The sequence below is a fragment of the Streptomyces recifensis genome, from assembly GCF_002154615.1.
In the GTDB taxonomy this organism is placed as follows: Bacteria; Actinomycetota; Actinomycetes; order Streptomycetales; family Streptomycetaceae; genus Streptomyces; species Streptomyces griseoluteus.
Genome location: NZ_MUNH01000070.1, coordinates 1 through 25,189, shown reverse-complemented (window position 1 = coordinate 25,189; position 25,189 = coordinate 1). Strand labels below are relative to the sequence as shown.

The following is a 25,189-nucleotide window of genomic DNA, read 5'->3' as shown; positions in this document are numbered from 1 at the left end:
GGGGACGGTCCACGCCGCCCTGGATTCCGACGGGCGGCGGGTGGCGGTCAAGGTCGTCCACCCGGCGCAGGCCGACGACGACGAGTTCCGCGCGCGGTTCAAGCGGGAGGTCGAGGTGTCCCGGCGGGTCACGGGACCCTGCCTGGTGCCGCTGCTCGCGGCGGACCCAGGCGCGGCCGTGCCCTGGCTCGCCACCGTGTATGTGCCCGGTCCCACCCTCGGCGAGTACGTCGCCGCGCACGGCCCGTTGTCCGGGGCCCAGCTGTACGGCCTCGCTGCCGGGACCGCGGCCGCGCTTGCGGCCGTCCACGCGGCCGGGGTGGTGCACCGCGATGTGAAGCCGGGGAACGTCATCCTGGCGCCGGACGGACCCCGAGTGCTGGACTTCGGCATCGCGCACGCCCTGGACGGCACCTCCGTCACCCGGACCGGCGTGATGACCGGCACGGCGGGCTGGATCAGCCCGGAGGGCTACCGCACCGGCACAGCGGGCCCGGCCGGTGACGTGTTCGCCTGGGGAGCACTGGTCGCCTACGCGGCCACGGGACGGCTGCCGTTCGGCACCGGTGCCCCGGACGCGGTCGCCGCTCGGGTGATGTCCGGTGCCCCCGACCTCGCCGGAGTCCCCGACGACCTCCTGGCTTCGGTGACGTCCGCGCTGGCCAAGGCGCCGCAGGAGCGACCCACGGCAGCCGCGCTGGCCGCGCGATGCACGAAGCTTCTCGCCGTTCAGAGCACCCAGGTCCTGGGGGCCGAGCCGTCGACCGCGGCGCGTGACGCGATGACGGCCGCTTGGGAGGGCCTGCCGCCCGTCGAGGACGACCCGGCCTGGGCCAAGGCCCGGCGCAAGGTGACCCGCCGCCGGACCTGGCTCGTCGCCGCAGCCGCCGTCACCGGGTTCATGGTGGCCGCCACCGGCACGTACCTGATCGCGGAACAGGACCGGCACGGGCAACGGAACACGACGGCGTCCCCGGGCAGGGCGGCAGGCACTCCGAAGAGACACGAGGCGAAAACCCCGGCTCCCTCGACCGCCTGCCTGCCGGTCACCTACAAGACCCCCGACGGACAGGCGGGCTGCGAGTCCGAGAAGGCCATCTGCGCCGCCGGTTCGCCTTTCCACGTCAAGGACATCGACCGCCTGTGCGGCGGCCCGCCCGCCCTGCGGACGGTCAACGTCATCTCCCAGCCCTCCACGGGCGGAGACCCGGGTTCCCTGTACTGCCTGGCCTGGACCGGCAGCGCCGGCGCGGATTCCCGTGACGCCGTACTGCTGAGGAACGCCCCCGGCTACCAGTGCGGCGCGGACTTGGTGAGCCCCACCGGCTCGCGAGGTGCGCTGGGGGACTACACAGTCGTCTTCTACGACACCGAGCGGGACTGCACCCCCCTGTACCCCGGCACCCGCCTCACCTACCCGGCCGTCCTGGACTACAGCACCCTCGACGACCAGCAACCCCGCCAGTACGCCTGCCTCACCGAGCATGTGGGTGCCTGACGGGGGTCACGACCGCCCCGGCCACGCCCTCTCGCGGAGCAGGCGGAGGCCGTTGAGGCCGACGATCACGGTGGAGCCTTCGTGGCCGGCCACGCCGAGCGGGAGCGGGAAGGTGCCGGCCAGGTCCCAGATCACCAGGGCGGTGATGAACACGGCGGCGATGACCAGGTTCTGGATCACCAGGCGCCGGGCGGCGCGGGAAAGCCGTACGACGGCGGGGATGGCGGCGAGTTCGTCGCCGACCACGACGGCGTCCGCGGTCTCCAGCGCCAGGTCGGACCCGGCGCGTCCCATGGCGACGCCGGCATGGGCGGCGGCGAGCGCGGGGGCGTCGTTGACGCCGTCGCCGACCACCAGCACCTTGCGGCCGGCCCGCGCCATCTCCCGCACCGCGCCCGCCTTGTCCTGAGGGAGGAGACCGGCGCGGACCTCGGGGATGCCGGCCTCGGCGGCCAGGGCCCGTGCGGCCGGTTCGTTGTCGCCGGTCAGCAGCACGGGGGCACACGCGGTCAGTCGGGCCAGCGCGTGGACGGCGGCACCGGCTTCCTCCCGCAGCCGGTCCGCGATACCGAGTACGCCGACGGGAGTGCCGTCGACGGTGACCAGTACGGCCGTACGGCCCTGCTCCTCCAGGTGTGCGGCCACGGTCGCGCTCGTGCGGTCGAGGAGGCGGGCCGGGCTGCCCACCGCAACCGTGGGCCCCTCCACCTGCGCGCGCACCCCGGTACCGGGCGAGGAGGCGAAGTCCGTCACCGGCGGCAGGGGCAGCCGCCGGTCGCGTGCGGCGTCCACGATCGCGCGGGCCAGCGGGTGCTCGCTGGGGTGTTCGGCGGCGGCCGCGAGCCGCAGCAGCTCCTCCTCGGTCAGCCCCGAGGCGGCCAGGGGGCGGATGTCGGTGACGCGCGGGGTGCCCTCGGTCAGCGTGCCGGTCTTGTCCAGCGCCACGGCGTCGATCTGGCCCAGGCGTTCCATCACCACGGCCGACTTGACCAGCACGCCGTGGCGTCCGGCGTTGGCGATCGCGGACAGCAGCGGCGGCATGGTGGAGAGCACCACCGCACACGGGGAGGCGACGATCATGAAGGTCATCGCCCGCAGCAGCGCGGGCTGGAGGGTGTCGCCGAAGGCGAGGGGCACGGCGAAGACGGCGAGGGTCGCGGCCACCATGCCGATCGAGTAGCGCTGTTCGATCTTCTCGATGAACAGCTGGGTGGGCGCCTTGGTCCCGGACGCCTCCTCGACCATCCGCACGATCCGGGCGATCACCGAGTCCGACGAGTCCCGCTCGACACGGACCCGCAGGGAGCCGGTGCCGTTGACGGTACCGGCGAACACCTCGTCCCCGACCCGCTTCGCCACCGGCAGCGGTTCCCCGGTGATGGTCGCCTGGTCCACGTCGCTCGTACCGTCGATCACCCGGCCGTCCGCGCCGACCCGCTCCCCGGGCCGGACCAGGACGGTGTCCCCGACCGCCAGGTGCCCGGCATCGACTGTCTCCTCCGTGCCGTCCGGCAGGAGCCGGGTGGCGGTGGCGGGGGCGAGATCGAGCAGTCCACGCACCGAGTCGGCGGTGCGCGCCGTGGCGACCGCCTCCAGGGCTCCGGAGGTGGCGAAGATGACGATCAGCAGCGCACCGTCGAGGACCTGCCCGATCGCGGCGGCCCCGAGAGCGGCCACCACCATCAGCAGGTCCACGTCCAGCGTCCGGTCCTTCAGGGCCTTCAGCCCCGCCCAGCCCGGCTCCCAGCCGCCGGTCACGTAGGTCGCGGCGAACAACGTCCCCCACAGCCACGCCGGGCCGTGCAGCAGGTGGACCGGCAGCGCCACCAGGAACAGCACCAGCGCCGCGAGAGCCCAGCGCGCCTCGGGCAACGCCAGGACGCGAGTGCGGCGCCGGGGCCGGCCGGCGGCCCGGGCGACGGGAGCGGAAGACGCGCGGTCCAGTACGGAAGACACCACAGAACAACCCTTCACGGGCGGAGCGGACTACCCTCCACCGTACAGGAACAATTGAACAGATCTTCAAGTGTCGTCGTTATGATGGGCGCATGGGCCACGGACGCGTCACCAGCAGCAGCGCCAGCACCCGCGAACGCCTCGACGCGGTAGGCACCGCCGACGTCGCCGCCACCCTCCAGGCCCTCGCCACCCCGTCCCGGCTGCACATCCTGGCCCGGCTCCAGGAGGGCCCCTGCGCGGTCGGCGACCTCGCCAGGGCCGTCGGCCTGGAGACCTCGGCCTGCTCCCACCAACTCCGCCTGCTGCGCAACCTCGGCCTGGTCACCGGCGAGCGCCGGGGCCGCTCCATCGTCTACTCGCTCTACGACAGCCACGTGGCCGAACTCCTCGACCAGGCCCTCTATCACGTCGAGCACCTGCGCCTGGGCGTGCGCGACACCCCCGCCCCGCTCGGAGAGGCTGCCGTGGCCGAGTGAGAGCTACGACTCGTCGGCGGTGTCCTTGAGGGCGTCGCACGTGTTCTGGAACTCCTCCATCAGCCGGGTGGCCTCCACGACGAGGACGCCGTAGGGGCGCGAGGCGTCCGAGAGGGGCAGGTCGCTGTCCCGGGCGGCGCCGAGCACCTTCCGCAGGGCTTCCTGGGCGATCGTCGCGAGCCGGCACATCTCCTTGGCCTGCTCGGCCAGGGTGTCGCTGTCGAGCTCGGCGACGACGTGCGCGATGTCGCGCAGACTGGCGGCGAAGTCCGCGTACGCCTTGAGAGCGGGGGAGTAGGTGTACGTGTCCTCCGTCTCGCGCCAGCGGCCGAGGCTCCGCGTCAGCGAACCGAGCTGGTAGACCGCCCGTTCCAGCGCGTCGACACTCTGCCGGTAGCGGTCGAAACCCAGGTAGCCGCGGTGGGCGGGCAGGAAGCGGCGGGGGTTGAGGGGGAGGCTGCTCTCCGCCGTGTCCAGGCCCGCGCGGGCCTGCCCGACCGCGTGCTGCGCCCTCTCGCCGGCCCGGCGCCACTTGGCGGCCCGGTCCGCGTCCACCTCTCCGGTGCCCAGGCCGTCGGCCATGTCGTCCAACAGGGTCTCCAGCCGCCCGGCCAGCACCTGGAGGCCGTGCTCCGCGCTGCGGTACCGCAGCGGGGGCGCGATGCAGAGGTTCACGAGCACGCCCAGCCCGCATCCGACGAGCACCAGCAGGATGATCTGTCCGAGCTGGTTCACCTTGTCGGCGGTGGTGGTCGCGGTGGCGTACGTGGAGAAGGCGAAGAAGGCCGCCGTGGCGACCTGGGAGCGTTGCTCGCCCAGGGCGGGCCACCGTCCGACGCACAGGGCGATGACGGCGACCAGGACGAAGGCGAACAGGTCCGGCCCGGCGAGGAACCCGATGGCCGCCTGGACGGCCACGCCGACGGTGACCGCGGCCGTGTAGCGAAGCGCCTGCCAGACGGACTTGTAGACCGTGGCGTTCATGATCAGCACGGCGGAGAAGGGCGCGAAGGCGGGCGACGCCGCGTTCAGCAGGTCGTGCGCGATCCACCACGCCAGCGTCGCCGCCAGCGCGCTCTTGCCCACCAGGAGCGCCGTATTGCGCTCGTGCCCCGGCGTGCTCCACGCCCGCCTCACCCACGCGGTACAGCTCCGCAGCCACTCCATGCGCTTCGCCTCGGCCCTCGCTCACTACATCCGTCCAGGTGGGGCGAATACCCCGTGCGCGGCGGGTATGCGGATGGCGGCCGTCACACCGGGGGCGGATAGCGTTCCGGCATGACGTCAGCACCGCGCCGCTTCCCGCCGTATCCGATCCGTGGCGTACGGGTGCTGCACAGGAAGCAGAACTGCGCGCCGCAGTTCGCGGAGATCGAGGTGGACTTCGAACCCGCGGAGGAGGGTTTCGTCTTCGAGGTGGCCCGGGATCTCACGGTGGACTACGAGCCCGCCGACGCCCTGCCCCGCTTCTTCGCGGCTGCCGCCCTGGGAATCGAGGAGCGGTTGCGCCTGACCGGGCACGGAGTGGTGGTCGCCGCTCGGGTCATTCTGCGCCGCGCCCGCGCCGATACCTTCGGCTCGCACGAACGGGCGTTCAAGATCGCGGGCCACCTCGCCGCCCGTCAGGCCGTGGCACGTACGGAGGGCGCGGCCGACGAGTGACGCGCTTCAGGGGCGGCGCCCCAGCGGGCTCTGGGCGAGGGAGGCGAGCAGCGCGTCCGGGCCGTCGTACAGCACGTCCGCGCCGGCCTTCTCCAGATCCTCGCGGGGAATCCCGCCGCACAGCAGCCCCACACAGGTGACCCCGGCCCGGCTGCCCGCCTGCATGTCCCACACGGTGTCCCCTACGAACACCGATCGCTCCGGTGTCGCCCCGGCCAGCTTCAGTGCCCGCTGGACCGGCTCGGGGGCGGGCTTGCCCTCGGAGACGTCGTCGGCACTCGCCATGCCGCTGATCGCCTCGTCGGCGTCGAGCGCGGTCCGCAGCGCGGACAGCTCCTGACCCCCCGCCGAGGTGGCCAGGACGACCTTCCACCCGTCGTCCGCCAGCCGCCGCAGCAGCTGCCCGGCCTCCGGCAGCGCCGTCAGCCGCCCGAAGTACTGCCCGTACAGCGTCTTGTGTGCCGCACTGAGCGCCTCCGCCTCCTCACGCGCCCGGTCCGCGCCCAGCAGGTGAGCCACGAGATCACTCGAACCGAGACCGATGGCCCGGTGAATCGCCTGCGACGGCACATCATGCCCCGCCTGCCGCAACGCCTCCCACCACGCCGCCACATGGAGGTAGTTGGTGTCCACGAGGGTGCCGTCCACGTCGAACACGGCGGCACGGGCCGTGTCTTGGGCGTCGGTGGGGGGCATGGAACGCACATCCTCTCGTCACACCTGCTGTCCGCTTCGCCCGGCCCGCACCCACTCGCGGCGGCCACCGGCCCGGCATCCACACCGGGTACCCGATTTCCACCGGGTGACCGCGTGGTGCCGGGAAAGATCACCCCGGCCGGAATCGCCGCGGTGACCTTTGCCGCGGAACACGGCCCGCGCACCGCAGCGACTTGATGGACTGGAGCGGTGAAGATCCTGTCGCCCCGTGTCCTGCGGGCTCTCGAACGGTTCAACGCCGATCATCCCTGGGATCACAACGCCCACTACCACCGCTGGATCATGCGACGGCTGCCGAGGCGCTTCGACCGCGCCCTGGATGTCGGTTCCGGCAGCGGCGATCTTGCGAGGCTCCTGGCCGGACGAGCCGCCTCCGTGCAGGCCGTCGACTCCGATCCGGTGATCACCGGCCAGGCCCGGAAGCTGACTCCGTCCGGGCTACCCGTCACCTGCACCGTCGCGGATGCGATGGCCGAGCTTCCGGCGGGCCCCTACGACGTCATCACGTGTGTCGCAACGGTCCACCACCTGCCCTTCAGCCAGGCGCTCACCCGGTTCCGGCGTCATCTGGCGCCGGGCGGGACCCTGGTGATCGTCGGCCTCTTCCGCGCCCGGACCCCTGTGGACCACCTGCTCGGTGGGGTCGCCATTCCGGCCAACATCGCCGTGGGGTGGCTGAAGAACAGGGGACGCTTCTCGGAGAGGCCCGTCTCCATGACGGCCCCCACTCGCTCGGCGGAGATGACCTTCGGCGAAATCGTCCGGGAAGCCGGGGATGTCCTGCCGGGCGCACGGCTGCGGCGGCGGTTGTTCTGGCGCTACACGCTCGTCTGGAATCAGCCTTGAGCGGCCCTGCCCCGGGAGCACCGGCCGGACACGGGTCCGAGCCGTGGAACGCCGGGTTGTCCGCAGGGCGTCGTTCGGATCGCACGGTTCGCGCAGAGGTCCGCTTGTGGCGTCGCACGTACGGCGTCACCGCCGTGCGTCCCCTTTCGGCGCGCGCAAGGATGCTGGCATGGCCGCTCAGGAGCAGGACGACAGGAAGAGCACCGTCGCCGAGTTCAACGAGGCGGTGAACATGACGCCGGCCGAGTTGGAGAAGTGGCTGGGGACCGACGAGTCGAACGGGGCCGGGCAGCACAGCGGCGAGGACGGGGAGAGCGTGGGGCACGCCTCCGGTCGTCGCATCGTCGATCTGCTGCGCACCAGGAAGAGCGACCTCTCTGACGACGACCTGGCCCACATGCGCAAGGTTGTCGGCTATGTGCACCGGCACGTCAAGCAGCGTCCCAGTGGGGATGTCTCCGACACCAAGTGGCGCTATTCGTTGATGAACTGGGGACACGACCCGCTCAAGTGACGCAACGGATGAGGACGACGTGTCCTGGGCGGCGCGGCGACCGAGAACTCGGCCGTAGCCGGCAGCGGGGACGGTTACGGGCCGTCAGCCCATCGATGGCTCCCCGTCGGCGTCAGCGCGCCCCGGTTCCCCGACGGCGTGCGGCCGAGGCGGCGGCTGCCCTCGGTGGCTTGCGGGCCAGCAGGCAGGCGTGCGGTCGGTTCACTCGTCCGCCGGGCTCCTGCTCCAGCCTCGCGGTGACGACGAGTCCGGCCTGCTCCAACAGGCCGGCCACGCGGCCCAGGGGCAGGAGGTACGACGCGTAGGACACCGGACGGCCGTACCCCCGCGTCGGCTCCAGCCGCTCATCGCCGACATAGTCACCCCAGAGCAGGTACCCGCCGGGCGCGAGCGTGCGGTGGAACTCGGCGAACACCGCAGGCAGCCACCGCGGAGGCGTGTGGTGGGTGGAGTACCAGGCCAGGATGCCGCCCAACTCGTCGTCCCCCGTGTCCAGCGCGGTCATCGAGCCCTCGCTGAACCGCAGGTCCGGATAGGCGTGCCGGGCCAGCTCGACCATTCTCGGCGACAGATCGACGCCGAAGGCGGACACGCCCAGCCCGGCCAGGTACGCCGTCACCCGGCCGGGGCCGCACCCCAGGTCCGCGACCGGCCCCGGACCGGCCGCCCGCACGAGTTCGGCGAACCCTGACAGCATCGCGCGGGACAGCGGGTCCATCGCGGCGGGCGGCGGGACGCGCTCGACGTAGTCGACGGCGACCGTGTCGTACGACTCGCGGACAGCGGTCAGATAGGAGGGCTCAGCCACGCGGCCGACCCTAGCCCGCCACCTCACCGGCGCGAACGAGTCGGCGCTGCCGGAGCATGTTCTGTGGCCCGGCTCAAGGGCTGTGCGTCAGTGGTGATGGTGTACGACGGCGTGGCCTTTGCCGCGGGTGATCATCCACCGGTTGACGGGAGTGGTCAGTACGAAGGCGACGGCCAGTGAGGCCGTCAGCGAGATCCAGAACAGAGCCTGTGTCAGTCCTGCGTCCATGGCCCCCGGGACGCCCACCATGACGGTGTTGTCGACGAGTTCCATCACCGCGATGGACACCGTGTCCGCGGCCAGGGCGACCTTGAGGGCCTGGGGGAGCGGAAGGCCGGCGCGCAGTACCCCCCGCATGGTCAGCACGTAGCCGAAGACGAAGGCCAGCGCGATGGAGAGGACGACCGTGGCGGCGTTGTGCAGACCGGCGGCGGTGCCGATCACCATGCCCAGGACCTCGCCGATGGCGCAGCCCGTCAGACAGTGCAGGGTCGCTCGGGCGGCAGTGCGCCAGGAGGCACCCGAGTCAGGGTGCGCGTGCTGATGCCGGTGTGCGGTGTGGTCCATCGCCGGCTCCTCTCGTCGTGTCGGGTCACCGACCCGAACAACATACCCCCTAGGGGTATTCCGGTCGACCGTTGTGAGGCGGGACCGACCCACGAGTACTACATGCCGCGATCCGGGCAAGAGGAAAGAGATCAACGTCAGCCCGACCGGCCCCCGGGGCCGGCTCACGCCAAGGAGGAGCGCATGTCGAAGGTGGAAGAGTCCATCGAGGTCCGCGTCCCCGTGACGGACGCCTACAACCAGTGGACCCAGTTCGAGGACTTTCCCCAGTTCATGGACGGTGTCGAGCGCATCGAGCAGCGCACCGAAACCCTCACCCACTGGAAGACGCGCATCGACGGAGTGGAGCGGGAGTTCGACGCGGAGATCACCGAGCAGATCCCCGACGAGCGGGTCGCGTGGACCACGGTCGGCGGGGAAGCCCGGCAGGCCGGAGTCGTCACGTTCCACCGCATCGACGACGGCACCACCAAGGTCATGCTCCAGCTCGACTACGCCCCGGAAAGCCTGACCGAGAAGGTCGGGGACAAGCTGGGCTTCGTCAAGCGCCAGGCCACCGGTGACCTGAAGCGCTTCAAGGAGTTCATCGAGAAGCGGGGCGGCGCCGCGACCGGCCAGTGGCGCGGCCAGGTCTGAGCCCGCATCGACGGCGACGAGGGGCGGGTCCGCGCGGCAGCCGGGCCCGCCCTCGCCCCGCCGCGACGCGACTGGCGACCTCACCGGCCGCCACGCAGTATCAAGTCGTCGTCCCCGGACCGGTTCCGGCGCAGGACGAACGAGCAAGGAGTGCCCCTGATGCACGATGTGCTTCCCCCGCCCGCCGAGGCGTTCGTCCGGTACGCCGACGCGCTGGCGGCCGGGAAGGCCGACTGCCCCCTGCCCGGTAGCGGCGGTACCGCGGCCCGGTTCGACACGCTGGCAGGGCTCGCGCGTGAGGACCTGTGCACGGCCCGGCTGGCGGAGGGGCATCTGGACGCGGTGGCGATCCTCGCCGAGCTGGAGGGGGAGCCGGTGCGCCCCGGCGAGTACTGGGGTGTGTGGGCGGCCGAACCGCCCGGTTCCGGACTGACCGCCACCCGTACGGCGGAAGGCTGGGTGCTCGACGGGGTCAAGCAGTACTGCTCCGGGGCGCACACCTGCACGCATGCCCTGGTCACCGCGCTCGCCGACGACGGGCGCCGGCTCTTCGCGGTGCGCACCGGCATCCCCGGTGACGCGCGGCCCGCGCCCGCTGACGGTCCCGGTTGCCGGCCGGTACCCGGGACGTGGCAGGCGGTCGGCATGGCCGGCAGCGACAGCCCGGATGTGCGCTTCACCGCGGTGCCCGCCGTCCCGGTGGGCGGAGTGGAGGCGTACCTGCGCCGGCCCGGCTTCCACCACGGCGGTGTGGGCGTGGCGGCCTGCTGGTACGGCGGGGCCCAGGCCGTGGCCCGCGGTCTGTTCGAGCGGGCCGGGCGGCGCGCCGACCCGTTCACCGACGCGCACGCCGGCGCGGTCGACCTGTGGCTGCACACGGCCGGGGCGGCGCTGGCGCGGGCCGCCGAGGAAATCGACGCCGACCCACAGGACAAGGGCGGAACGGCCGGGCTGCGCGCCCTGCGGGTACGGGCACTCCTGGCGGAGGTGTGCGCCGAGGTGCTGGACCGGGTGGGCCGGGCGACCGGCGCGGGGCCGCTGTGCCACGACGAGCGGCACGCGCGGGCCGCGGCCGACCTGGCCGTCTACGTACGCCAGCACCACGCCGAACGGGATCTGGCCGCTCTGGGCGCCCTGGTGTGCCGCGGTGACGGAGCCGGCCGATGAGCGCCGCGACCGAGGACTACGCCGACCCGATCCAGGCTCCCGGCACCGACGAGCGGGAGTGGCGCGCGTGGGACGGCTGGGACCGGATGCCGGAATGTCCGCTGCCGACGCAGGGGCGGGTCGTCGTGGTGGCGGCTCACCCGGACGACGAGGTGCTGGGCGTGGGCGGAACCCTCGCCCGGCTGGCGGCGGCCGGGATCGCGCTGACCGTGGTGTCCGTCACCGACGGCGAGGGATCGCACCCCGGCTCCACCCGTGTGACCCCCGGCCGGCTCGCCGAGCTGCGCGCCGGTGAACTGCGCGACGCTTTGCGGGAGTTGGGGGCACAGGAGGCGGAGGTCGTGCGGCTGCGGCTGCCCGACACCGGGGTGGCCCGGCACGAGGACCGCCTGGCGGGCGAACTGGCCGCCCTGCTGCCGGGGGCCGCGCTCTGCCTCGCGCCGTGGACGCAGGACGTGCACGGCGATCACGAGGCGGCGGGGCGCGCCGCGCTGGCCGCCTCCCGCGCGGCGTCGGTGCCGTGCCGGCTGTACCCGGTGTGGCTGTGGCACTGGGCCCGCCCGGGAGACGCCCGGGTGCCCTGGCGGCGGGCCGCCCGGATCGTCCTGTCGCCCGAGGCGCAGACCCGCAAGCGTGCCGCGGTCGACCGCTTCGTCACCCAGATCCGGCCGCTCGGTGACGCGCCCCAGGACGCCGCGGTGCTGCCTCCGGACGAGGTGGCCCACCACTTGCGCGGCTGGGAGGTGGTGTTCGGATGACCCGGCCCCGTACCCCCGACGCGTACTTCGACGGCATGTACCGCGCCGCCCGCGACCCGTGGCGGCTGGCCGAGCGGTGGTACGAACGGCGCAAGTACGACCTCACCGTGGCCGTCCTGCCGATGGCCCGCTACCGGCGTGCGTTCGAGCCGGGCTGCTCGGTCGGTGAACTGACCGTCCGCCTGGCGGACCGCTGCGACGCCGTACTCGCCTGCGACCGGGTCGAGTCGGCGGTCGAGACCGCCCGCGGGCGCACCGCCGGCCTGCCCCACGTCTCGGTGCGCCGGATGCTCGTGCCCGAGGAGTGGCCGGACGGCTCGTTCGACCTCGTCGTGCTGTCCGAACTTCTCTACTACCTGGACGACAGCGCCCTGGACCAGCTGCTGGAACGTGCGGTCGAGTCGCTGGACCCGGCCGGCACGCTGGTCACCGTCCACTGGAACCATCCGGTGGCGGAGCACCTGAGAACCGGCACCGGCGTCGCGCGCCGCCTCGACGCGCAGCCGGGTCTCGCTCTGCTCGCCGACCACCGCGAGGAGGACTTCGTTCTCCAGGTCCACCAGCGCACCGGACCGGACGGCCGTACGCCCCCCGGGGTCGCCGCTCGCGAAGGGCTCGCATGAGCGCGGCCACCGTCGCCGTCGTCATTCCCGCCCATGACGAGGAGCGACTGCTCCCGGCCGCCCTCGCGGCGCTCGCCCGCGCCGCCCGCCACCCCGACGTCGCCGCCGGCAGGGTGCTGACGGTGGTGGTGGCCGACGCCTGCCGCGACCGCACGGAGGCGGTGGCCCGGGACGCCGGGGCCCTGGTCGTCCGCACCGACTGCCGCAACCCCGGCCGGGCCCGCGCGGCCGGGGTCCGGCACGCGCTCGAGCGGTGCTTCGCGGGACCTTCCGCCCTGTGGATCGCCACGACCGACGCCGACAGCGTCGTCCCGTCCGGCTGGCTCGCCCACCAGCTCGCCCGCGCGCGGGAAGGCTGGCAGGCCGTCGTGGGCACCGTGACCCTCCCCCTCTCCTCGCCACTGGCCGCGCCGCATCTCGCGCTGTACGAGAAGACGCGGCCGCCGAAGGGCACCCCCTGGCTCCACCCCCATGTGCACGGCGCCAACCTGGGCTTCGCCGCCGACGCCTACCTGGACGCCGGCGGTTTCCCGCCGCTCACCACCGGAGAGGACAGGGCCCTGGTGCACGCGCTGGAACGTCGCGGCCACCGCGTCCTGCGCACCGCCGCCTGCCCGGTCCAGACCTCCCCACGCCTGCGCCCCCGTGCCCACGGCGGCTTCGGCCACTACCTGTCGGCGATGGCCCGCGCTTCGGATCAGCCTCACGGCCCTTCGCCGGTGCCGGGCGGCGACATGTACGACCTCGGGGCGAGCACCGGTGCGGACGACGTCGGCGCGTAGCCTGCCCGGCCACGCAGCCGTTCCACCCCCACGGCCCACCCCTCGGAGCGGGGTTCCTGGTCGGCTACGACGGAGTCGGGCTGAGCCCGGCCAGGTGGGCGGTGTCGCCCCACGTGTGCAGTCGTAGCGTGCGGCCGTCCGTGGTCCAGTGGGACAGGGAGGCATTGGGTACGGGCGGGAGGTGGCCGGGTGCGGCCGCGCCGATCCCGGCCAGGGCGTGTCGGAGGGCGAGCAGGACGCCGTCGTGCGTGACGAGCAGGACCCGGCGGCCTGCGGCGGCCTGGGAGAGGTCGGCGATGAACTGCCGTACGCGCAGGGTGACATCGGTGAGGGCCTCGCCGCCCGGAGGCCGGTAGTGCCATTCCCCGAGCAGGCGCCGACGACAGGCCTCCTCCGGGCTCCGCGCCTGCACGGCGGTGGGCGGGTACAGCTCGAAGATGCCCGTCTCCCGGTCTCGTAGCCGTTCGTCGACGACTGTCTCCACGGTGGGAACACCCTGCACGGCGGCGGACTCCCGCATCGCGTGCCAGGTCTGGCGGGCCCGCAGGTAGGGCGAGCACACGACCAGGTCGGGGCCGCTCTCGCGGTCTTGGTCCGCGAGCCACCCACCCAGGGCCCCGGCCTGGCGCACGCCCAACGGCGAGAGAGAGACGTCCCGGTCACGCCCGGCCACCGGCTCGGTCGAACGCGAGGCGGCCGCGGCGGCGAAGGCGAGGTTGGCCGTGGACTCACCGTGCCGGACCGCCCACAACGCGCCCAGACCGCATGGCGGTGCCAGTGCCGGGTCCGCATCAGCCGATGCGGACCCTCCTTGGGGCCTTGCTCGCGGTTCCACCGTCATCGAGACGCTCCTTCTCGCTACGCGGCGGGTGAGAGGTCGTCGGACGGTCTGCCTGCCCACCCCGAGGGCGTGCCTGATGTCTACCCCTGACCCACTGCGTCTCCCCCTCCCCACAGTCACATGGACGAGGCGGTCCGGCCTTGCCGCCGGCCCCGCGTCCACGAACGCGTCTGCCGCCGCGCCGCCCACCGGGCAGACATGGGCCGATCGCGCAGGTGAGCGACGGTTTTCGTGATCCAACTGCGATTGACACCGGCACGGACTCCTTCGAACACCCGGGGCGGGCGCGCCGCGCGGTGGTTCTGCGGGAGAGAATCGAAGAGCTGGCCCCGCCCGGGTCAGCCGAACGCCGGCGAGTCGATGACGCGAGGGGCTGGGCAGGACGAGGTTACTGGGACGACCTGAACGTAACCGTCGCTCAAGGGCAGGCGCAGCAGGCAGCCACAGCTGAGCGAAGCGTGCTGGTCACCGACGCGCTGCGGCGAGCCGCTCGTGGTGAGGTCGGCGAGGACACAGGGGAAGACCTCCAGGCCGCTGAACTTGCGGCGGCCGTCGAGCTGCTGCAAGGGGCCCGGAACGCCCACTCCGGCTGATCCACGCGCACCGGGTCGCAGCCTATGTGCTGACGTTCGTCGCGTCGCTCGGCCTGAACATGGCACTGGTGTGGAGCGGAGTGCTGGACTTCAGCCTGTGGGGCTGGTTGTTCTGGATCCCCGTGCTCGCCGCCGAAGCCAAGCTCCGCCGGGCCAAGAAGCTGGGGCAGGAGCGTGTCGTCGCGCGCATACAGGCGCGCCATGACGAAGCGCGGTCAAAGCCGTCTGCCGGCGTGGCCTGAGCTGCCTCCGCCGTCCCGGACCCTCGGCCGGCGCTGCTTGCCCCCGCCGTCAGCCCGTCGAACGCAACGAATCCAGTTCGCTTCCGAGCCCGTCCCGCAACGGGTCATGCTGCGGGCCCAGCCTGAATCCCCGCGCTCCAGCGGTCGTCCGGATACAGGGAAGATCTCGTCCCCAGCGGTCGGCGGCGAGGGCCGGGTCCTCGAGGAAGATCCACGCGGCCACCGGTGACGGTCCGACGGACGGGTGAGCGTAAGCCGTTGCCCAGTGGTGAGAGCCCGTTCCTCCGTGTAGCGTCGCAGACAGATGCCGTGTCCCGCCCACGCCCCGGCGTGGGCGTTGTGCTGTGCGCCGCGGGAACAGGGCATCACCTTCGGGTCCGCGCGGTGCGGGCCCGGTCTCGACCGGAAGGTTCAGCATGACCAGCGGTACCGTGAAGTGGTTCAACGCCGAAAAGGGCTTCGGCTTCATCTCGCAGGACGGCGGCGGCCCGGACGTCTTCGCGCACTACTCCAACATCAACTCTTCCGGCTTCCGCGAGCTCCTCGAGGGCCAGCAGGTGACGTTCGAGGTCACCCAGGGCCAGAAGGGCCCCCAGGCGGAGAACATCACCGTCGTCTGACCGCGTGCGGCTCGCGGGCCCCGGAAAACGCTCCGGGGCCCGCCCCGCCCCTGAGAGATCTCGCCGCACGCGTTGTCGGCGTTCTCTCAGGCCGGAAGGCCTGGTGACGCCGCCTCAGATGGTCGGGGTGTCGTCCACAACCGGCTTGTGAATCTCGACGACCGGCTTCCACCCCGGGGTGAACTCGATGAAGTCCGCGCGGGTGGGGTAGGTGTCGATCGCGCGACGGTCACGCTTGGGGCTGTCGCCCCCCTTGCGCCCGCGCGGGACCTGCTCCTCGAAGATGTCGACCTTGACGTCGGGAACCTCCTTCAGGCCCTGGCGCCAGATCTGCACGACGTCGGCACCGAACGCCTGCCGGGCAGCGGCGTAAAGGGCCGAGAGAGCCCCCTTGTCCCCGCTGGGGACGAAGAGCGCCAGGTCCAGGACGACGCCGGCGGACTGGAGGACCTCGATGGTGTCCGAGCCGTTCTCGTCGGCCACGTAGATTCCGGCTTCGTTCTCGTCGTCCGGAAGGCAGGAAACCTCTTCCTGGAATACGGTTCTCGCCGTTATCGAACCGCCCTCGAAATCCTCACCGGACTTGGTCAGAAAAGCAGGGACGTAGCAACCGGGAAGCTTGAGTTCTGCCGTGTCGGCGGAAACGAAGAGCCTGTCCTTCATACCAAGCTTCGTCACCTCTTCCAATGAGAGGCGGCGAACGGCGATCTTCTCCGTGTTCACGATTTCCCTTTCAGGTAGCTCTGTCCCTCAGAACAGGGACGCTACCATGAAACGCCGAGGTCAACTGCCCAGTAAACGTTGGGTACATGGCTCTCGGTGAGCGGTTGCATTCCGGTGCGTCGGGTGCATCTCGAAGAGAGCGGTGCAAATGGACCAGATGGCAACATCGGGATGAAGCGGGAACCGGAAGTCGTCTACTGCCGCGCCCTCTTGGGCCAAGGCTTCGGCCTCACCCGGCGGTTGCCGCGAAGCTCTGGGCCGGGGAGCCGTCGCAGGCGCGCTGGGTGAGCTGCGCGCTGTTGGTGGCGGCGGACGCCGCTGTGAGGCACTTGCCGCTGTGCCGGGCGGTGAAATGGTACCGCCCGGTGGCCTCCCGCACCGGGAGCCACTGCTGGTTCAGCCCGCCGCCGTACGCCCACAGCTGGAGCGGTGCGTTGTCGGCGCTGGAGACGTCGGTCACGTCGATGACCTGGTCCGGAGCGGGGCGCACCCCGATGCGCCGGTATCCGCCGCCGGTCCCGGCGAGCCGGAACTGCTGCGCCTGGGTGCCGTTGCAGGCGTACTGCTGGATCGCGGTCCCGTTGGCCGTGGCGGCCGCGCGGGCGTCGACGCAGGTGCCGTTGCCGACGTTGCGCAGCGAGTACCACGATGTCTCGGAGAGACTGTCGTCCGGCGGGGTGGTACCGCCCGCGCCGCCGAGCCATTTCAGCCCGTCCAGCAGGAACCGGTTCTGCGTCGCGCTGGCGAACGTCGACGACAGCCGGGTGTTCGTGTCGTAGTTCATCGCGTTGTGGCCGAAGTTCGCGTAGAGCATCCGGTACTTCGTGTTGGTCCACAGGATCGGGTAATAGCCGCTGTACCAGGACTGGTCGGGGTCGGTGCCCAGGGGGAAGCTGCTGGGGTCGACCGAGGCGAGGACCTTGATGTCCGGGTTCTGCCGCAGATCGTTGGACCAGCTGTACCACTCGCTCACCGACGAGGTGAAGGTGGCGGGCAGGTTCACCGTGGAGGGGTGCGTGCGGTCTTCGACCTTGAGGACGGCGGAGGTCGGACCCCAGGTGTTGGACTTGAAGTCACCGCTGCCCAGGAAGGTGTTGTGGTACCAGGACCAGCCGGCCGCGTTCGTGGTGAAGGCGGAGACGTGGAAGCCCATCCAGGCCCCGCCGTCGCGCATGTACTGCTCGAACCCGGTGCGCTGGGCGGGGGTCTGCGGCAGGTCGTCGAGGAAGAGGACGACCTGATAGGCGTTGACTCCACCGTTGGCGAGGAGATTCCAGTCGTTGCTGGCGGTGTAGGTGAAGCCGTTCGCGGCCGCCTGCTTGGGCAGCCAGTCGTTCGCCTCCTTCTCGAAGTCGATGTGCGCCGCGTCCCAGGTGCCGCTGTAGAGGCCGAGCACCTTGAAGGGTGCCGCCGCGGTGTGCGCTTGCGCGGCGGGTGGCACGGCGAGCCCGAGCAGGGCCGCGAGCAGGAGGAGAAGCCGCAGGCCGGTGCGGCCGGATCGCGTGTCCATCTGCTGATCAATCCTTCCGTACGGTCTACGGGTAGGTGGTCAAGTAGGCAACGTTGTTTGCCGAGTTGGACGGCCCTCCGGTGTCGTTGATGACGTGGCTGATGGTCCCGGTGCCGCCCAGCGAGACGGTCACCATGTCGTGGAACCTGACCCCGGAGGTGTTCGGCACCTCGAAGGCCCGGTCCGCGACGACGCCGGGGTTGGTGCTGAAGTAGCAGTAACTGCCCAGCCCCCACGCCTCATGACGGGTGACGGAGCCGGCGACCTTGTAGGCGGGGTAGCCCTTGCCTCCGCCGTTCATCCAGGCGGCCTGGTTCGGCGGGTCGTAGGGCATCTCGTTCTGGAAGAAGTACGTTCGCCCGCCGTTGCCGTTCCAGAGGACCTGGGTCTTCTGGAAGTGCTCGACGAACAGGCCGTACGCGGTGACGTCGGCGCCGTTGACGACGAGCCCGGTGTCGGCGGTGTTGGTGGTCCAGCCGACCGTGCCGCTGTTGCCGTGGTCGGCACGCCAGATCCAGGTGTGGTCGATGATCGTGTTCGCGCTGTTGACCACGAGGGAGTCGGTCGCCTTCCCGTTGGTGGCACCGCCGATGCGGACGAAGAAGTCGGACAGCTGGACGGGGTCTGCGGCGTGACCGGCGGCCGCGCCGTCCGGGCCGATCCGCACCAGCGTCCGGGAGGTGGTGGTGCCCGCGTCGATCAGCAGACCGGCGAGCTGGATGCCGTCCACGTCGGCGGTGCTGATCGCGGTGATCCCGCCGTCCGGGACGAAGGTGGCCAGGCCCATGCCGAGGACGACCGTGTCGGGACGCGTGATGTTCAGCGTCTGGTCGAGATGGTAGACGCCGGGGGTGACCAGCAGGTTCTTGCCGGCCGCCAGGGCCGCGTTCAGGTCGGCCGCGGTGGCGCCGGGCTTGACGATGAAGAACTGGTCGAGCGGCAGCGACGTACCCGAGGGCGTCCGGCCGCTCCAGGTCGTGCCGACCGCGTTCGCGCGCAGGGCGGGCACGAACACCTTGTAGGCGCCGGCCGCGTCCACGTACAGGAAGGGCTTCTCGCGGATCGTCGGGCTGCTCGCGACATTCGTGTACGTCGGGAAGGACTGGGCGGGCGCGCCCTGGTCGCCGACGAAGACCATGTTCCAGTTGGACCCCGACCAACTGCCCATCTGGGAGTTGCGGGTGAGGAACTGTTGCTGGGAGCCGGAACGGATCTGTCCGTCGACCTTGGTGTCGGAGATGAAGCCGCCGCTGGACCAGCCGCCGTCGTCGAGCGCGAGGTTGCCGCGTACGTGCATACGCCGGTACGGGGCGGCCTGCGAGACGGCCCAACGGTCTGTGCCGCCGGTCGGGTTGACCGACAGGTTCTCGGCGGAGCGCCAGAAGTTCTGCGTGGCGTTGCCCTGGAACCAGTCGGCCTCCGCGTGCACGGCGCCGTTGATGGTGACGTCGTCCGGGGAGAGACCGAGGCCGGCGACCTGGGTATAGAAGCCCACGTTGGCATCGGCGCTGTAGGTGCCCGGCTTGAACAGCAGGGCCTGGCGCGCCGAGCCGAACTGGTTGGTCTGCTGCTGGGCGAAGACCGAGTTCAGCTTCGCCTGGATGGTGGCGGCCGGCATCGACGGGTCGAACACCGTCACGTTCGGGCCGAAGTCCGGGGTGCCGGGCGGGTTCGTCGTGCCACCGCCGAGTGTGAAGGACTGCGCGGCGGTGCCGTTGCAGGTGTACTGGGCGAGCTGCACGCTGTCCGCGGTGGAGGCGGCCGGCACGTCCAGGCACTTGCCGCTGTTGCGGTTGACGAAGTGGTATGAGCCGTCGGACTCGGCCACGGGCTGCCACTGCTGGTTGGCGCCGCCGGAGTACGTCCACAGCTGGACCGCGGCCGAGTCGGCGGTGGACACATCGGTGACGTCCCAGGCCTTGGTTGCGTCCAGGCCGCTGTCGACGCGGTAGTAACCGCCGCTGGTGGGGACCAGCTGCCAGGTCTGGGCGGCGCTGGCGTTGCAGGCGTACTGCTGGACGGCGGTGCCGTCGCCGCTCCCGGCCGCACGGGCGTCGACACACTTGCCGCTGCCCTTGTTGATCACGGTGGTGGGACCGGTAGGGATCGCCGCGGCCGCCGCGGTCCGCGCGCTCGCCGGTGTCGGCGCGGCGGACTGGAGTCCGGCAGCGGTCGTGGCCACGAGTACGGCCACAGTGAGAGCTCTCAACACGGAAGTCTCCTGGGGCGGGTCGTCAGCCGGTGTACTTGGCGAAGATGCCGGTGAACTGCCAGGCGCTCTGGGCCACGCCCGAGCACGTGTCGTCGTTCGGGTAACCGCCGGAGCAGGGCCGGTCGCGGTTGGCCGACCAGAAGGTGAGGCGCGCGAGGTGGTGCTGCTGCGCGTAGCCGAGGATGGTCTGGAAGTCGGCTGGGGTGACGGTCTCGTTGTCGTCGGTGATCCCGTTCATGGACGAGATGCCCATGCCCCGGTAGGCCTGGTCGTCGGTGTAGCCGTAGGCGTTCTTGAGGGCGTTCTTCAGCCCCTCGGCCGCCCTGGTGGTCAGCGTCCCCATGTTCTGTCCCGCGCCGCCGAAGTCGAACGGCATGATGGTCCAGCTGTCGACCTGGAGCCCGGAGTTGGCGGCTCGGTTGATCAGGCTGGTGTCGGGCCCGGACTGCCCCGTGCCGATGGTGACGTACACCTTGATGCCCGGGTTGTTGGCCTTGACCGTCTTGAGCGCGTCCACGGTGCGCTGCTGCACGGTGCCGTTGCTGTACGCGTCGGCCTCGATGTCGATGTCGATGGCCTTGAGCCCGTAGGCGTCGATGACCTTCTGGTACGCGCCGGCCAGTGCCGAGGCGCTGGTGCAGGAGCTCTCCAGCTTGTTGCCGCTGTAACCGCCGAACGAGGGGATGACGTCGCCGCCCGCGCCCCGCACGGTGTTGATCGTCTGCTGGTCGACGCCACCGGTCAGCGGACGGCCGCCGTCCCACTGCGGGTTGCAGGTGCCGTTGCTGAGGACGAAGGCGAGGGTGAACCACTTGACGCCGGTGGCGTTCATGACGGTGGTCGGGTTCGGCGGGCTGCCCCAGCCGTTGTAGAGGTACGGGGCGACGGCCATCGGAGCCGCGGCGGGAGGCGTGCCCCCGCCGCTGGGCGCGGTCCACTTCTGGTTGGCGGCGCCGGTGCAGCTCCAGATCTGGACGGGCGTGCCGTTCGCCGAGGTGTTGCCGGTGACGTCGGCGCACTTGCCGGACTGCTGGCCGACCAGGTCGCGGGCGGCGGAGACGGTCCACTTCTGGTTGGCGGCGCCGGTGCAGTCCCACAGCTGGAGCCTGGCGCCGTTGGCGGTCGAACTACCGGTCACATCAAGGCACTTGCCGAGCGCGCGGACCGTGCCGTCGGTCCCGACGGTCCACTGCTGCGCGGCGGTGCCGTTGCAGTCGTAGAGCTGGACGGCGGTGCCGTTGGCGGAGTTGGCTCCCGCCACGTCGAGGCACTTGCCGCCGAGCCCGGTGATGGTGCCGGTGGCCGCGGCGGCCGGAGTCACGGTGAGCGCGCCTGCCGACGCGGTGAGCAGTGCGGCGGCGAGCACACCGCGCAGGGTGGATCCGGGCGTGGGGGACATGGGGGTTCACAGCCTTTCAGGGGAGGCCGTCGGTGGGGGTGGGGGTAGCGCTGTTCAAGTACCTGAACTGCATGTGCATTCATGAAGCGGTGGCGAACGGGAACCTAAAGGTCCAGACCTGGGCCGTCAAGAGTTGACCCCGAAAAGGGCCGCAACGAATCCGCTGGGGCGAGGTGTTGAACACACCGAAGCTCCGTACACCGTCCTGATGTCCAAGGGCTGACCCGGTTGATGGGGGAGCGACCGTCGACGGGTGCTCAACACCGTCAATGCGAGTCCTGTCAGCCGGACAAGGTGTTCCGGGCCGCCGATCTGTGAGGGCGGCCCGGAACGCGCGACTGCTTCGGGCGACTCTCCGGGCTCGTCACGGGGATCACGCCCGGGTGCGCGAAGGCGGAGAGCGCGATCGGCCGCTGGGTGGCGCCCAGCAGATCCGTCTGCGCGACGGGCAGGTCCTGGGCGAAGACCTGGCGGAGCTTGTCGGTCTGCACGTAAAGGTCCGTGCCACTGGTCCCGTCTCCGTTGCGGAAGGGTGCAGCCCCTCCGCCTCTGCATGTACGCACTGCCATCCGGGTGAACCGGGTGGCGGTCACGACCGGCCGAGGAGTTCGGCGTACGCCCGCGCCCGCACCGGTGTCCGTTCGAGCCTGCCGAACTCGAACTGTCGGCGACCCCCTCGCTCTAGGAGAGCAGACCCGTGGCCCGCGCCAGCCGTTCGCCTTCCTTGAGCCGGGCGTGGGCCTCCTCGCCGAGGGCGTGCACCAGGCCGGCCACGACCGTCTCGATCACCGCCATGGTCGGCACCAGGCTGTCGTACGGGGACGGGGTGGACACCTGGGCGGCCAGCACCACCTCGGAGTGGGCGGCGGCGGGCGACAGCCAGGGGTCGGTGAAGAGGACGACCCGGCCGCCCCGCTCGTGGAGCAGCTCGACGAGCGCCGCCTTGTCCGGCTCGTAGCGCCGGTAGTCGAAGACGACCAGGACGTCGCGGCGTCCCCAGCTCGTCATGGCCGCGGTCCGCTCGACGGTGCGCTCGGACAGCACCGAGACACCATCGCGCAACTGCATGAGATGAAGCGCCAGATACTGGGCCAGGTGGGCGGTGAAGCGGCCGCCGGTGAGCGTGATCCGCCGCTTGGGGTCGCTGAGCAGCTCGACGGCGCGCTCCAGGTCGTGCGGCGGCAGTTCGTCGTAGGTCTGCGCGAGCGCCGCCGTGAAGACGCGACGGCCCTGGTTCAGCAGGCCCTCGTCGCCTTCCTGCTCGTTCGCGCCCCGGCCCGACGACTCGTACAGGGACAGCGGAGAGGCGCTGCGCTCCTCGAGCTCCGCGCGCAGGCCGGACTGGAAGTCGGGAAAGCCCCGGAATCCGAAACGGCCCACGAACCGCAGCACCGTCGGGGCACTGACGCGGGCCCGTTCGGCCACGACGGCCACCGTCTCGAAACCGGCGGCGGGATAGTCGGCGAGGAGCACCCTGCCGACCCGGCGCTCCGCGGGGCTGAGTTCCCCCAGCTGCTGGCGGATCTGGTCGGCGAGGGTGCCCTTGGCCATGGAACGTTCCTTTGCGGGGTGAGCGGTGCGTCGAGACTAGCGTCGCGGGCGTCGCCGGGTCAGTCGGTGCCGGCGTCGGGGTCGATGTCCAGGCGCAGGTCCAGCAGCGTCTGGGGCGTGGTGCCGTCCGCGCTGAGAGGTCGGAAGCCACGGGGTTCGGTCAGCGTGACGGTGAACCGGGGGCCGCTCTCGTAGGTGGTCGCGGTGGCGGTGCGACGCGTGGAAGCAGCCAGTGCGCGGGCCGTGGTGCGCAGGCTGTACGGCGTGCCCGCGGCGTTGTCGGGGGAGTAGAAGACGTCCGTGTTGGGTGGCACCACTCCGGACGAGGTCGGGGCGAGCCGGTCCTTGCCGGGACTGGCCACGGTTCCCGTACGGGGGTCGTAGCTGTCGCCCGATGTCAGATAGCTGTAGCGGGCGTTGTGCAGGTGCCAGCCGGCGGGCCCTTCTCCCGCGCGGGCGGCGGACAGGTTCAGGACGCTGACGCCCTGGCGGCCGATGACACCCACCCGCTCGTGTCCGCTGCCCGGCCGGTCCACGACGAGAGCCGTGTCCTCGTCGAGGGCGTAGACGATGTCGTGGCCGGTGTCGGCGGCCAGGCGCAGCGCACGTCCCTCGCGTCCCGTGGTCCCGGTGTGGGTGTCGAGCAGCCCCGAGCGCAGGAAGCCGAAACCACCGTGGGGCAGATAGCCGAGGACGGTCGGGTCGTCGAAGTACCCGGGTCTGCTGCCGTCCCGCAGCGCCGGATAGGAATCGCCTCCGGTGACCATGTCGGGGCCGGACGCGATCTGGGCGCCGGCGCTGGAGCCGGAGACCACGGCGCCGTCGGTCAGCTTGGCGCGGATCGCGGCGAGCACCTTGGAATCGGTGTGCCGTGCGCCGTGCAGCAGAGTGGTGACGTACCGGTACTGGTCGCCGCCGCCGAAGAAGAACCCGGTCATCGAGTTGATCTGCCTGACCACCGCGTCGGAATCGGCGTTGGCGACGTGGTCCAGGTCCACGGGGATCCACTGGGCGTCCCCGGCTCCGTGGCGCCGGAAGAGATCGGCGTAGTAGGCGCCGTTGCACTCGGAGTTGCTGCACTTCTCGGGATCGCCCGCGTCCGGGTCCTGGCTGGCGGGCACGGACGCCGCGGTCAGAATGCCGATGCGGGCTCGTCCGGGGCCGCCCGCGCGGCGGACGATCTCCCCGTACACCTGCGCGTTGTCGTCCTTGAGGCCCCCGCCGACCAGGACGAGCGAGCCGGCACCGTGGTGCGAGGGCGCCGTACCGGACGGGGCGGCGGGGGCCGGGCTCGCGCCGATCACGCCGAGGCAGACGGCGATACCGGCCGCGCCGAGGGTGCGGCGGACGCCACGGGGCGGACGGTGCTTCAAAGATGTGCTCATCGCGGTGTGCTCCTTGAGAGAGGGGTGGGCTGCGCGCGTCGTGCATGCGGGCTGCACAGGGGCGATGGTGCGGGGGGCGGTGCTGCCACGGGCAGCCGCGCGTCGGCCGGGACGCGGGAGGGTCGCGTACTCCGGCCGGTGCTCCGGCAGGTCACAGGCGCGGGCCGCCGTGGGGGTCGCCGACCTCGGTGATCAGGGCGGCCAGGAGAGCGACGCGCCCGGGGACCGACGACACGTCCAACCACTCGTCGGGGCCGTGGTCCCCGCCGCCCACGGGGCCGAGACCGTCCAGGACCGGGGTACCGGTCCCGGCGATGATGTTCGCGTCCCCGACGCCGCCGGTCGCGGCCGCACCGACCCGCAGCCCGAGCGCCGCTCCGACCCGGAGGGCCGTCTCGGCGAGGCGGCGGCCCGGTGCCGTGTCCTCCATCGGCGGGCACACGTCCGTGACCTCCACCACCGTGCGGGTGCCGGGAACCGACGGTGTACGGGCCAGGTCCTCGACCGCCCTGCGGCACTCGTCGAGGCCGTGTGCGCTGGAGGACCGGATCTCGACGTGCAGCTCCGCGTCGGCGGGCACGATGTTGGGCCGTGAACCGGACCGCAGCACACCGACGTTGACACTCACGTCCGGGAACCGGCCGTTCAGGGCCTGGAGAGCGACCACAAGGTGGGCCGCCGCCAGGGCGGCGTGGGCGCCCCGCTCCGGTTCGATCCCGGCGTGCGCGGCGCGGCCGGTGACCGTGACGCGGAGATCGGCCACGCCCTTGCGTGCGATGACCAGGTCACCGTTCTCCCGCGCGCACTCCAGCGCGAGCGCGCAGTCGGCCTCGGCCGCGGCGGCCTCGGTCACCGGGCGGCTCACCGGTGACCCGATCTCCTCGTCGGGCGTCGCCAGCAGGACGAGTTCGGCGTACTGGTCCCAGCCGAGCGCGTCGAGCGCCTCGATGGCATGGATCCCGGCGAGCAGGCCGCCCTTGTCGTCGCTGACGCCGGGTCCGTGCGCGTGATCGCCCCCCATGGAGAAGGGACGCGCCGCCGCGGTTCCGTCGTCGAAGACGGTGTCCATGTGGCCGGCCAGGAGAATGCGGCGCGCGCCG

At 71.7% G+C, this 25,189-nt stretch carries 27 protein-coding genes; 12 read left to right on the top strand and 15 right to left on the bottom strand.

All coding sequences use genetic code 11. The features are described from left to right. The coding region (locus CCN33_RS04745) for a serine/threonine-protein kinase (RefSeq protein ID WP_244173666.1) at window positions 1-1,498 on the top strand (1,498 nt) is incomplete at its 5' end. Between the two features lie 6 nt (window positions 1,499-1,504). Here the strand turns inward: CCN33_RS04745 and CCN33_RS04740 are convergent. Then, a complete protein-coding gene (locus CCN33_RS04740; RefSeq protein ID WP_086691429.1) occupies window positions 1,505-3,454 on the bottom strand; it encodes a heavy metal translocating P-type ATPase in 1,950 nt (649 codons plus the stop codon). Between the two features lie 92 nt (window positions 3,455-3,546). Between CCN33_RS04740 and CCN33_RS04735 the strand changes: the two genes are divergently transcribed. Beyond that, window positions 3,547-3,933, top strand: a complete 387-nt coding sequence (locus tag CCN33_RS04735) for an ArsR/SmtB family transcription factor (protein ID WP_086691421.1) — start codon at window positions 3,547-3,549, stop codon at window positions 3,931-3,933. A 3-nt stretch (window positions 3,934-3,936) separates the two neighbouring features. Here CCN33_RS04735 and CCN33_RS04730 read toward each other — a convergent pair whose 3' ends face one another. Beyond that, window positions 3,937-5,019, bottom strand: coding sequence for an FUSC family protein (locus CCN33_RS04730; protein ID WP_244173664.1), 1,083 nt, complete (start codon window positions 5,017-5,019; stop codon window positions 3,937-3,939). 192 nt (window positions 5,020-5,211) lie between these two features. Here CCN33_RS04730 and CCN33_RS04725 point away from each other — a divergent pair, with 192 nt between their 5' ends. Further along, complete coding sequence (locus tag CCN33_RS04725; protein ID WP_086691417.1) at window positions 5,212-5,595, top strand: hypothetical protein; 384 nt, start codon at window positions 5,212-5,214, stop codon at window positions 5,593-5,595. 6 nt (window positions 5,596-5,601) lie between these two features. Here CCN33_RS04725 and CCN33_RS04720 read toward each other — a convergent pair whose 3' ends face one another. After that, window positions 5,602-6,291 (bottom strand): HAD family hydrolase, encoded by a 690-nt coding sequence (locus CCN33_RS04720; protein WP_086691415.1) that lies wholly within the window; start codon window positions 6,289-6,291, stop codon window positions 5,602-5,604. A gap of 210 nt (window positions 6,292-6,501) precedes the next feature. On the opposite strand from CCN33_RS04720, the gene CCN33_RS04715 reads away from it, so the two are divergent. Together CCN33_RS04715 and CCN33_RS04710 are read left to right on the top strand one after the other, a co-directional pair. Beyond that, window positions 6,502-7,158 (top strand): class I SAM-dependent methyltransferase, encoded by a 657-nt coding sequence (locus CCN33_RS04715; RefSeq protein WP_086691413.1) that lies wholly within the window; start codon window positions 6,502-6,504, stop codon window positions 7,156-7,158. A gap of 169 nt (window positions 7,159-7,327) precedes the next feature. Further along, window positions 7,328-7,672 (top strand): DUF3140 domain-containing protein, encoded by a 345-nt coding sequence (locus CCN33_RS04710; RefSeq protein ID WP_086691411.1) that lies wholly within the window; start codon window positions 7,328-7,330, stop codon window positions 7,670-7,672. A gap of 112 nt (window positions 7,673-7,784) precedes the next feature. On the opposite strand, the gene CCN33_RS04705 is transcribed toward CCN33_RS04710, so the two are convergent. Both CCN33_RS04705 and CCN33_RS04700 read right to left on the bottom strand, forming a co-directional pair. After that, window positions 7,785-8,480, bottom strand: a complete 696-nt coding sequence (locus tag CCN33_RS04705) for a class I SAM-dependent methyltransferase (protein WP_086691409.1) — start codon at window positions 8,478-8,480, stop codon at window positions 7,785-7,787. Window positions 8,481-8,567: 87 nt separating this feature from the next. Beyond that, a complete protein-coding gene (locus CCN33_RS04700) occupies window positions 8,568-9,047 on the bottom strand; it encodes a DUF4396 domain-containing protein (protein WP_086691407.1) in 480 nt (159 codons plus the stop codon). 183 nt (window positions 9,048-9,230) lie between these two features. Here CCN33_RS04700 and CCN33_RS04695 point away from each other — a divergent pair, with 183 nt between their 5' ends. The 5 genes from CCN33_RS04695 to CCN33_RS04675 all read left to right on the top strand — a co-directional run bounded on the left by CCN33_RS04695 (window position 9,231) and on the right by CCN33_RS04675 (window position 13,013). Next, window positions 9,231-9,683 (top strand): SRPBCC family protein, encoded by a 453-nt coding sequence (locus CCN33_RS04695; protein ID WP_086691405.1) that lies wholly within the window; start codon window positions 9,231-9,233, stop codon window positions 9,681-9,683. Window positions 9,684-9,842: 159 nt separating this feature from the next. Beyond that, window positions 9,843-10,850, top strand: a complete 1,008-nt coding sequence (locus CCN33_RS04690) for an acyl-CoA dehydrogenase family protein (RefSeq protein WP_086691403.1) — start codon at window positions 9,843-9,845, stop codon at window positions 10,848-10,850. After that, a complete protein-coding gene (locus CCN33_RS04685; RefSeq protein ID WP_086691401.1) occupies window positions 10,847-11,608 on the top strand; it encodes a PIG-L deacetylase family protein in 762 nt (253 codons plus the stop codon). The genes CCN33_RS04690 and CCN33_RS04685 overlap by 4 nt, the downstream gene beginning before the upstream one ends. Next, window positions 11,605-12,231: an SAM-dependent methyltransferase gene (locus CCN33_RS04680; protein ID WP_086691399.1), complete on the top strand. Its 627-nt coding sequence runs from the start codon at window positions 11,605-11,607 to the stop codon at window positions 12,229-12,231. The genes CCN33_RS04685 and CCN33_RS04680 overlap by 4 nt, the downstream gene beginning before the upstream one ends. Next, a complete protein-coding gene (locus CCN33_RS04675; protein ID WP_086691396.1) occupies window positions 12,228-13,013 on the top strand; it encodes a glycosyltransferase family 2 protein in 786 nt (261 codons plus the stop codon). The genes CCN33_RS04680 and CCN33_RS04675 overlap by 4 nt, the downstream gene beginning before the upstream one ends. A 64-nt stretch (window positions 13,014-13,077) precedes the next feature. On the opposite strand, the gene CCN33_RS04670 is transcribed toward CCN33_RS04675, so the two are convergent. After that, complete coding sequence (locus tag CCN33_RS04670) at window positions 13,078-13,854, bottom strand: histidine phosphatase family protein (RefSeq protein ID WP_086691394.1); 777 nt, start codon at window positions 13,852-13,854, stop codon at window positions 13,078-13,080. A 338-nt stretch (window positions 13,855-14,192) separates the two neighbouring features. Further along, window positions 14,193-14,438, bottom strand: a complete 246-nt coding sequence (locus CCN33_RS32795; protein ID WP_244173662.1) for a hypothetical protein — start codon at window positions 14,436-14,438, stop codon at window positions 14,193-14,195. Between the two features lie 35 nt (window positions 14,439-14,473). Here CCN33_RS32795 and CCN33_RS32790 point away from each other — a divergent pair, with 35 nt between their 5' ends. Both CCN33_RS32790 and CCN33_RS04660 read left to right on the top strand, forming a co-directional pair. After that, entirely contained in the window at window positions 14,474-14,689 is a 216-nt protein-coding gene (locus tag CCN33_RS32790; protein WP_244173660.1) for a hypothetical protein, read from the top strand. A 416-nt stretch (window positions 14,690-15,105) separates the two neighbouring features. After that, window positions 15,106-15,309 carry a cold-shock protein gene (locus CCN33_RS04660; RefSeq protein WP_086691392.1) on the top strand — a complete coding sequence of 68 codons (204 nt, stop codon included), beginning with the start codon at window positions 15,106-15,108 and terminating at the stop codon, window positions 15,307-15,309. Between the two features lie 114 nt (window positions 15,310-15,423). Here CCN33_RS04660 and CCN33_RS04655 read toward each other — a convergent pair whose 3' ends face one another. From CCN33_RS04655 to CCN33_RS04620, 8 genes are all read right to left on the bottom strand, one after another. Further along, the gene (locus tag CCN33_RS04655) at window positions 15,424-16,032 is read right to left on the bottom strand and encodes a hypothetical protein (RefSeq protein WP_086691390.1); all 609 of its coding nucleotides are present in this window, start codon (window positions 16,030-16,032) and stop codon (window positions 15,424-15,426) included. A 229-nt stretch (window positions 16,033-16,261) separates the two neighbouring features. Beyond that, complete coding sequence (locus CCN33_RS04650) at window positions 16,262-17,542, bottom strand: ThuA domain-containing protein (protein WP_086691388.1); 1,281 nt, start codon at window positions 17,540-17,542, stop codon at window positions 16,262-16,264. A 25-nt stretch (window positions 17,543-17,567) separates the two neighbouring features. Beyond that, a complete protein-coding gene (locus tag CCN33_RS04645) occupies window positions 17,568-19,754 on the bottom strand; it encodes an RICIN domain-containing protein (protein WP_401081251.1) in 2,187 nt (728 codons plus the stop codon). Window positions 19,755-19,776: 22 nt separating this feature from the next. After that, the gene (locus CCN33_RS04640; RefSeq protein ID WP_086691386.1) at window positions 19,777-21,153 is read right to left on the bottom strand and encodes a lectin; all 1,377 of its coding nucleotides are present in this window, start codon (window positions 21,151-21,153) and stop codon (window positions 19,777-19,779) included. A gap of 281 nt (window positions 21,154-21,434) precedes the next feature. Further along, window positions 21,435-21,644, bottom strand: a complete 210-nt coding sequence (locus CCN33_RS04635; RefSeq protein ID WP_086691384.1) for a hypothetical protein — start codon at window positions 21,642-21,644, stop codon at window positions 21,435-21,437. A gap of 190 nt (window positions 21,645-21,834) precedes the next feature. Continuing rightward, the gene (locus CCN33_RS04630) at window positions 21,835-22,704 is read right to left on the bottom strand and encodes a MurR/RpiR family transcriptional regulator (protein ID WP_086691382.1); all 870 of its coding nucleotides are present in this window, start codon (window positions 22,702-22,704) and stop codon (window positions 21,835-21,837) included. A 59-nt stretch (window positions 22,705-22,763) separates the two neighbouring features. Beyond that, complete coding sequence (locus CCN33_RS04625; RefSeq protein ID WP_086691380.1) at window positions 22,764-24,089, bottom strand: cyanophycinase; 1,326 nt, start codon at window positions 24,087-24,089, stop codon at window positions 22,764-22,766. 151 nt (window positions 24,090-24,240) lie between these two features. Beyond that, a partial coding sequence (locus CCN33_RS04620) for a M20/M25/M40 family metallo-hydrolase (protein WP_107483896.1) occupies window positions 24,241-25,189 on the bottom strand: 949 nt, incomplete at its 5' end.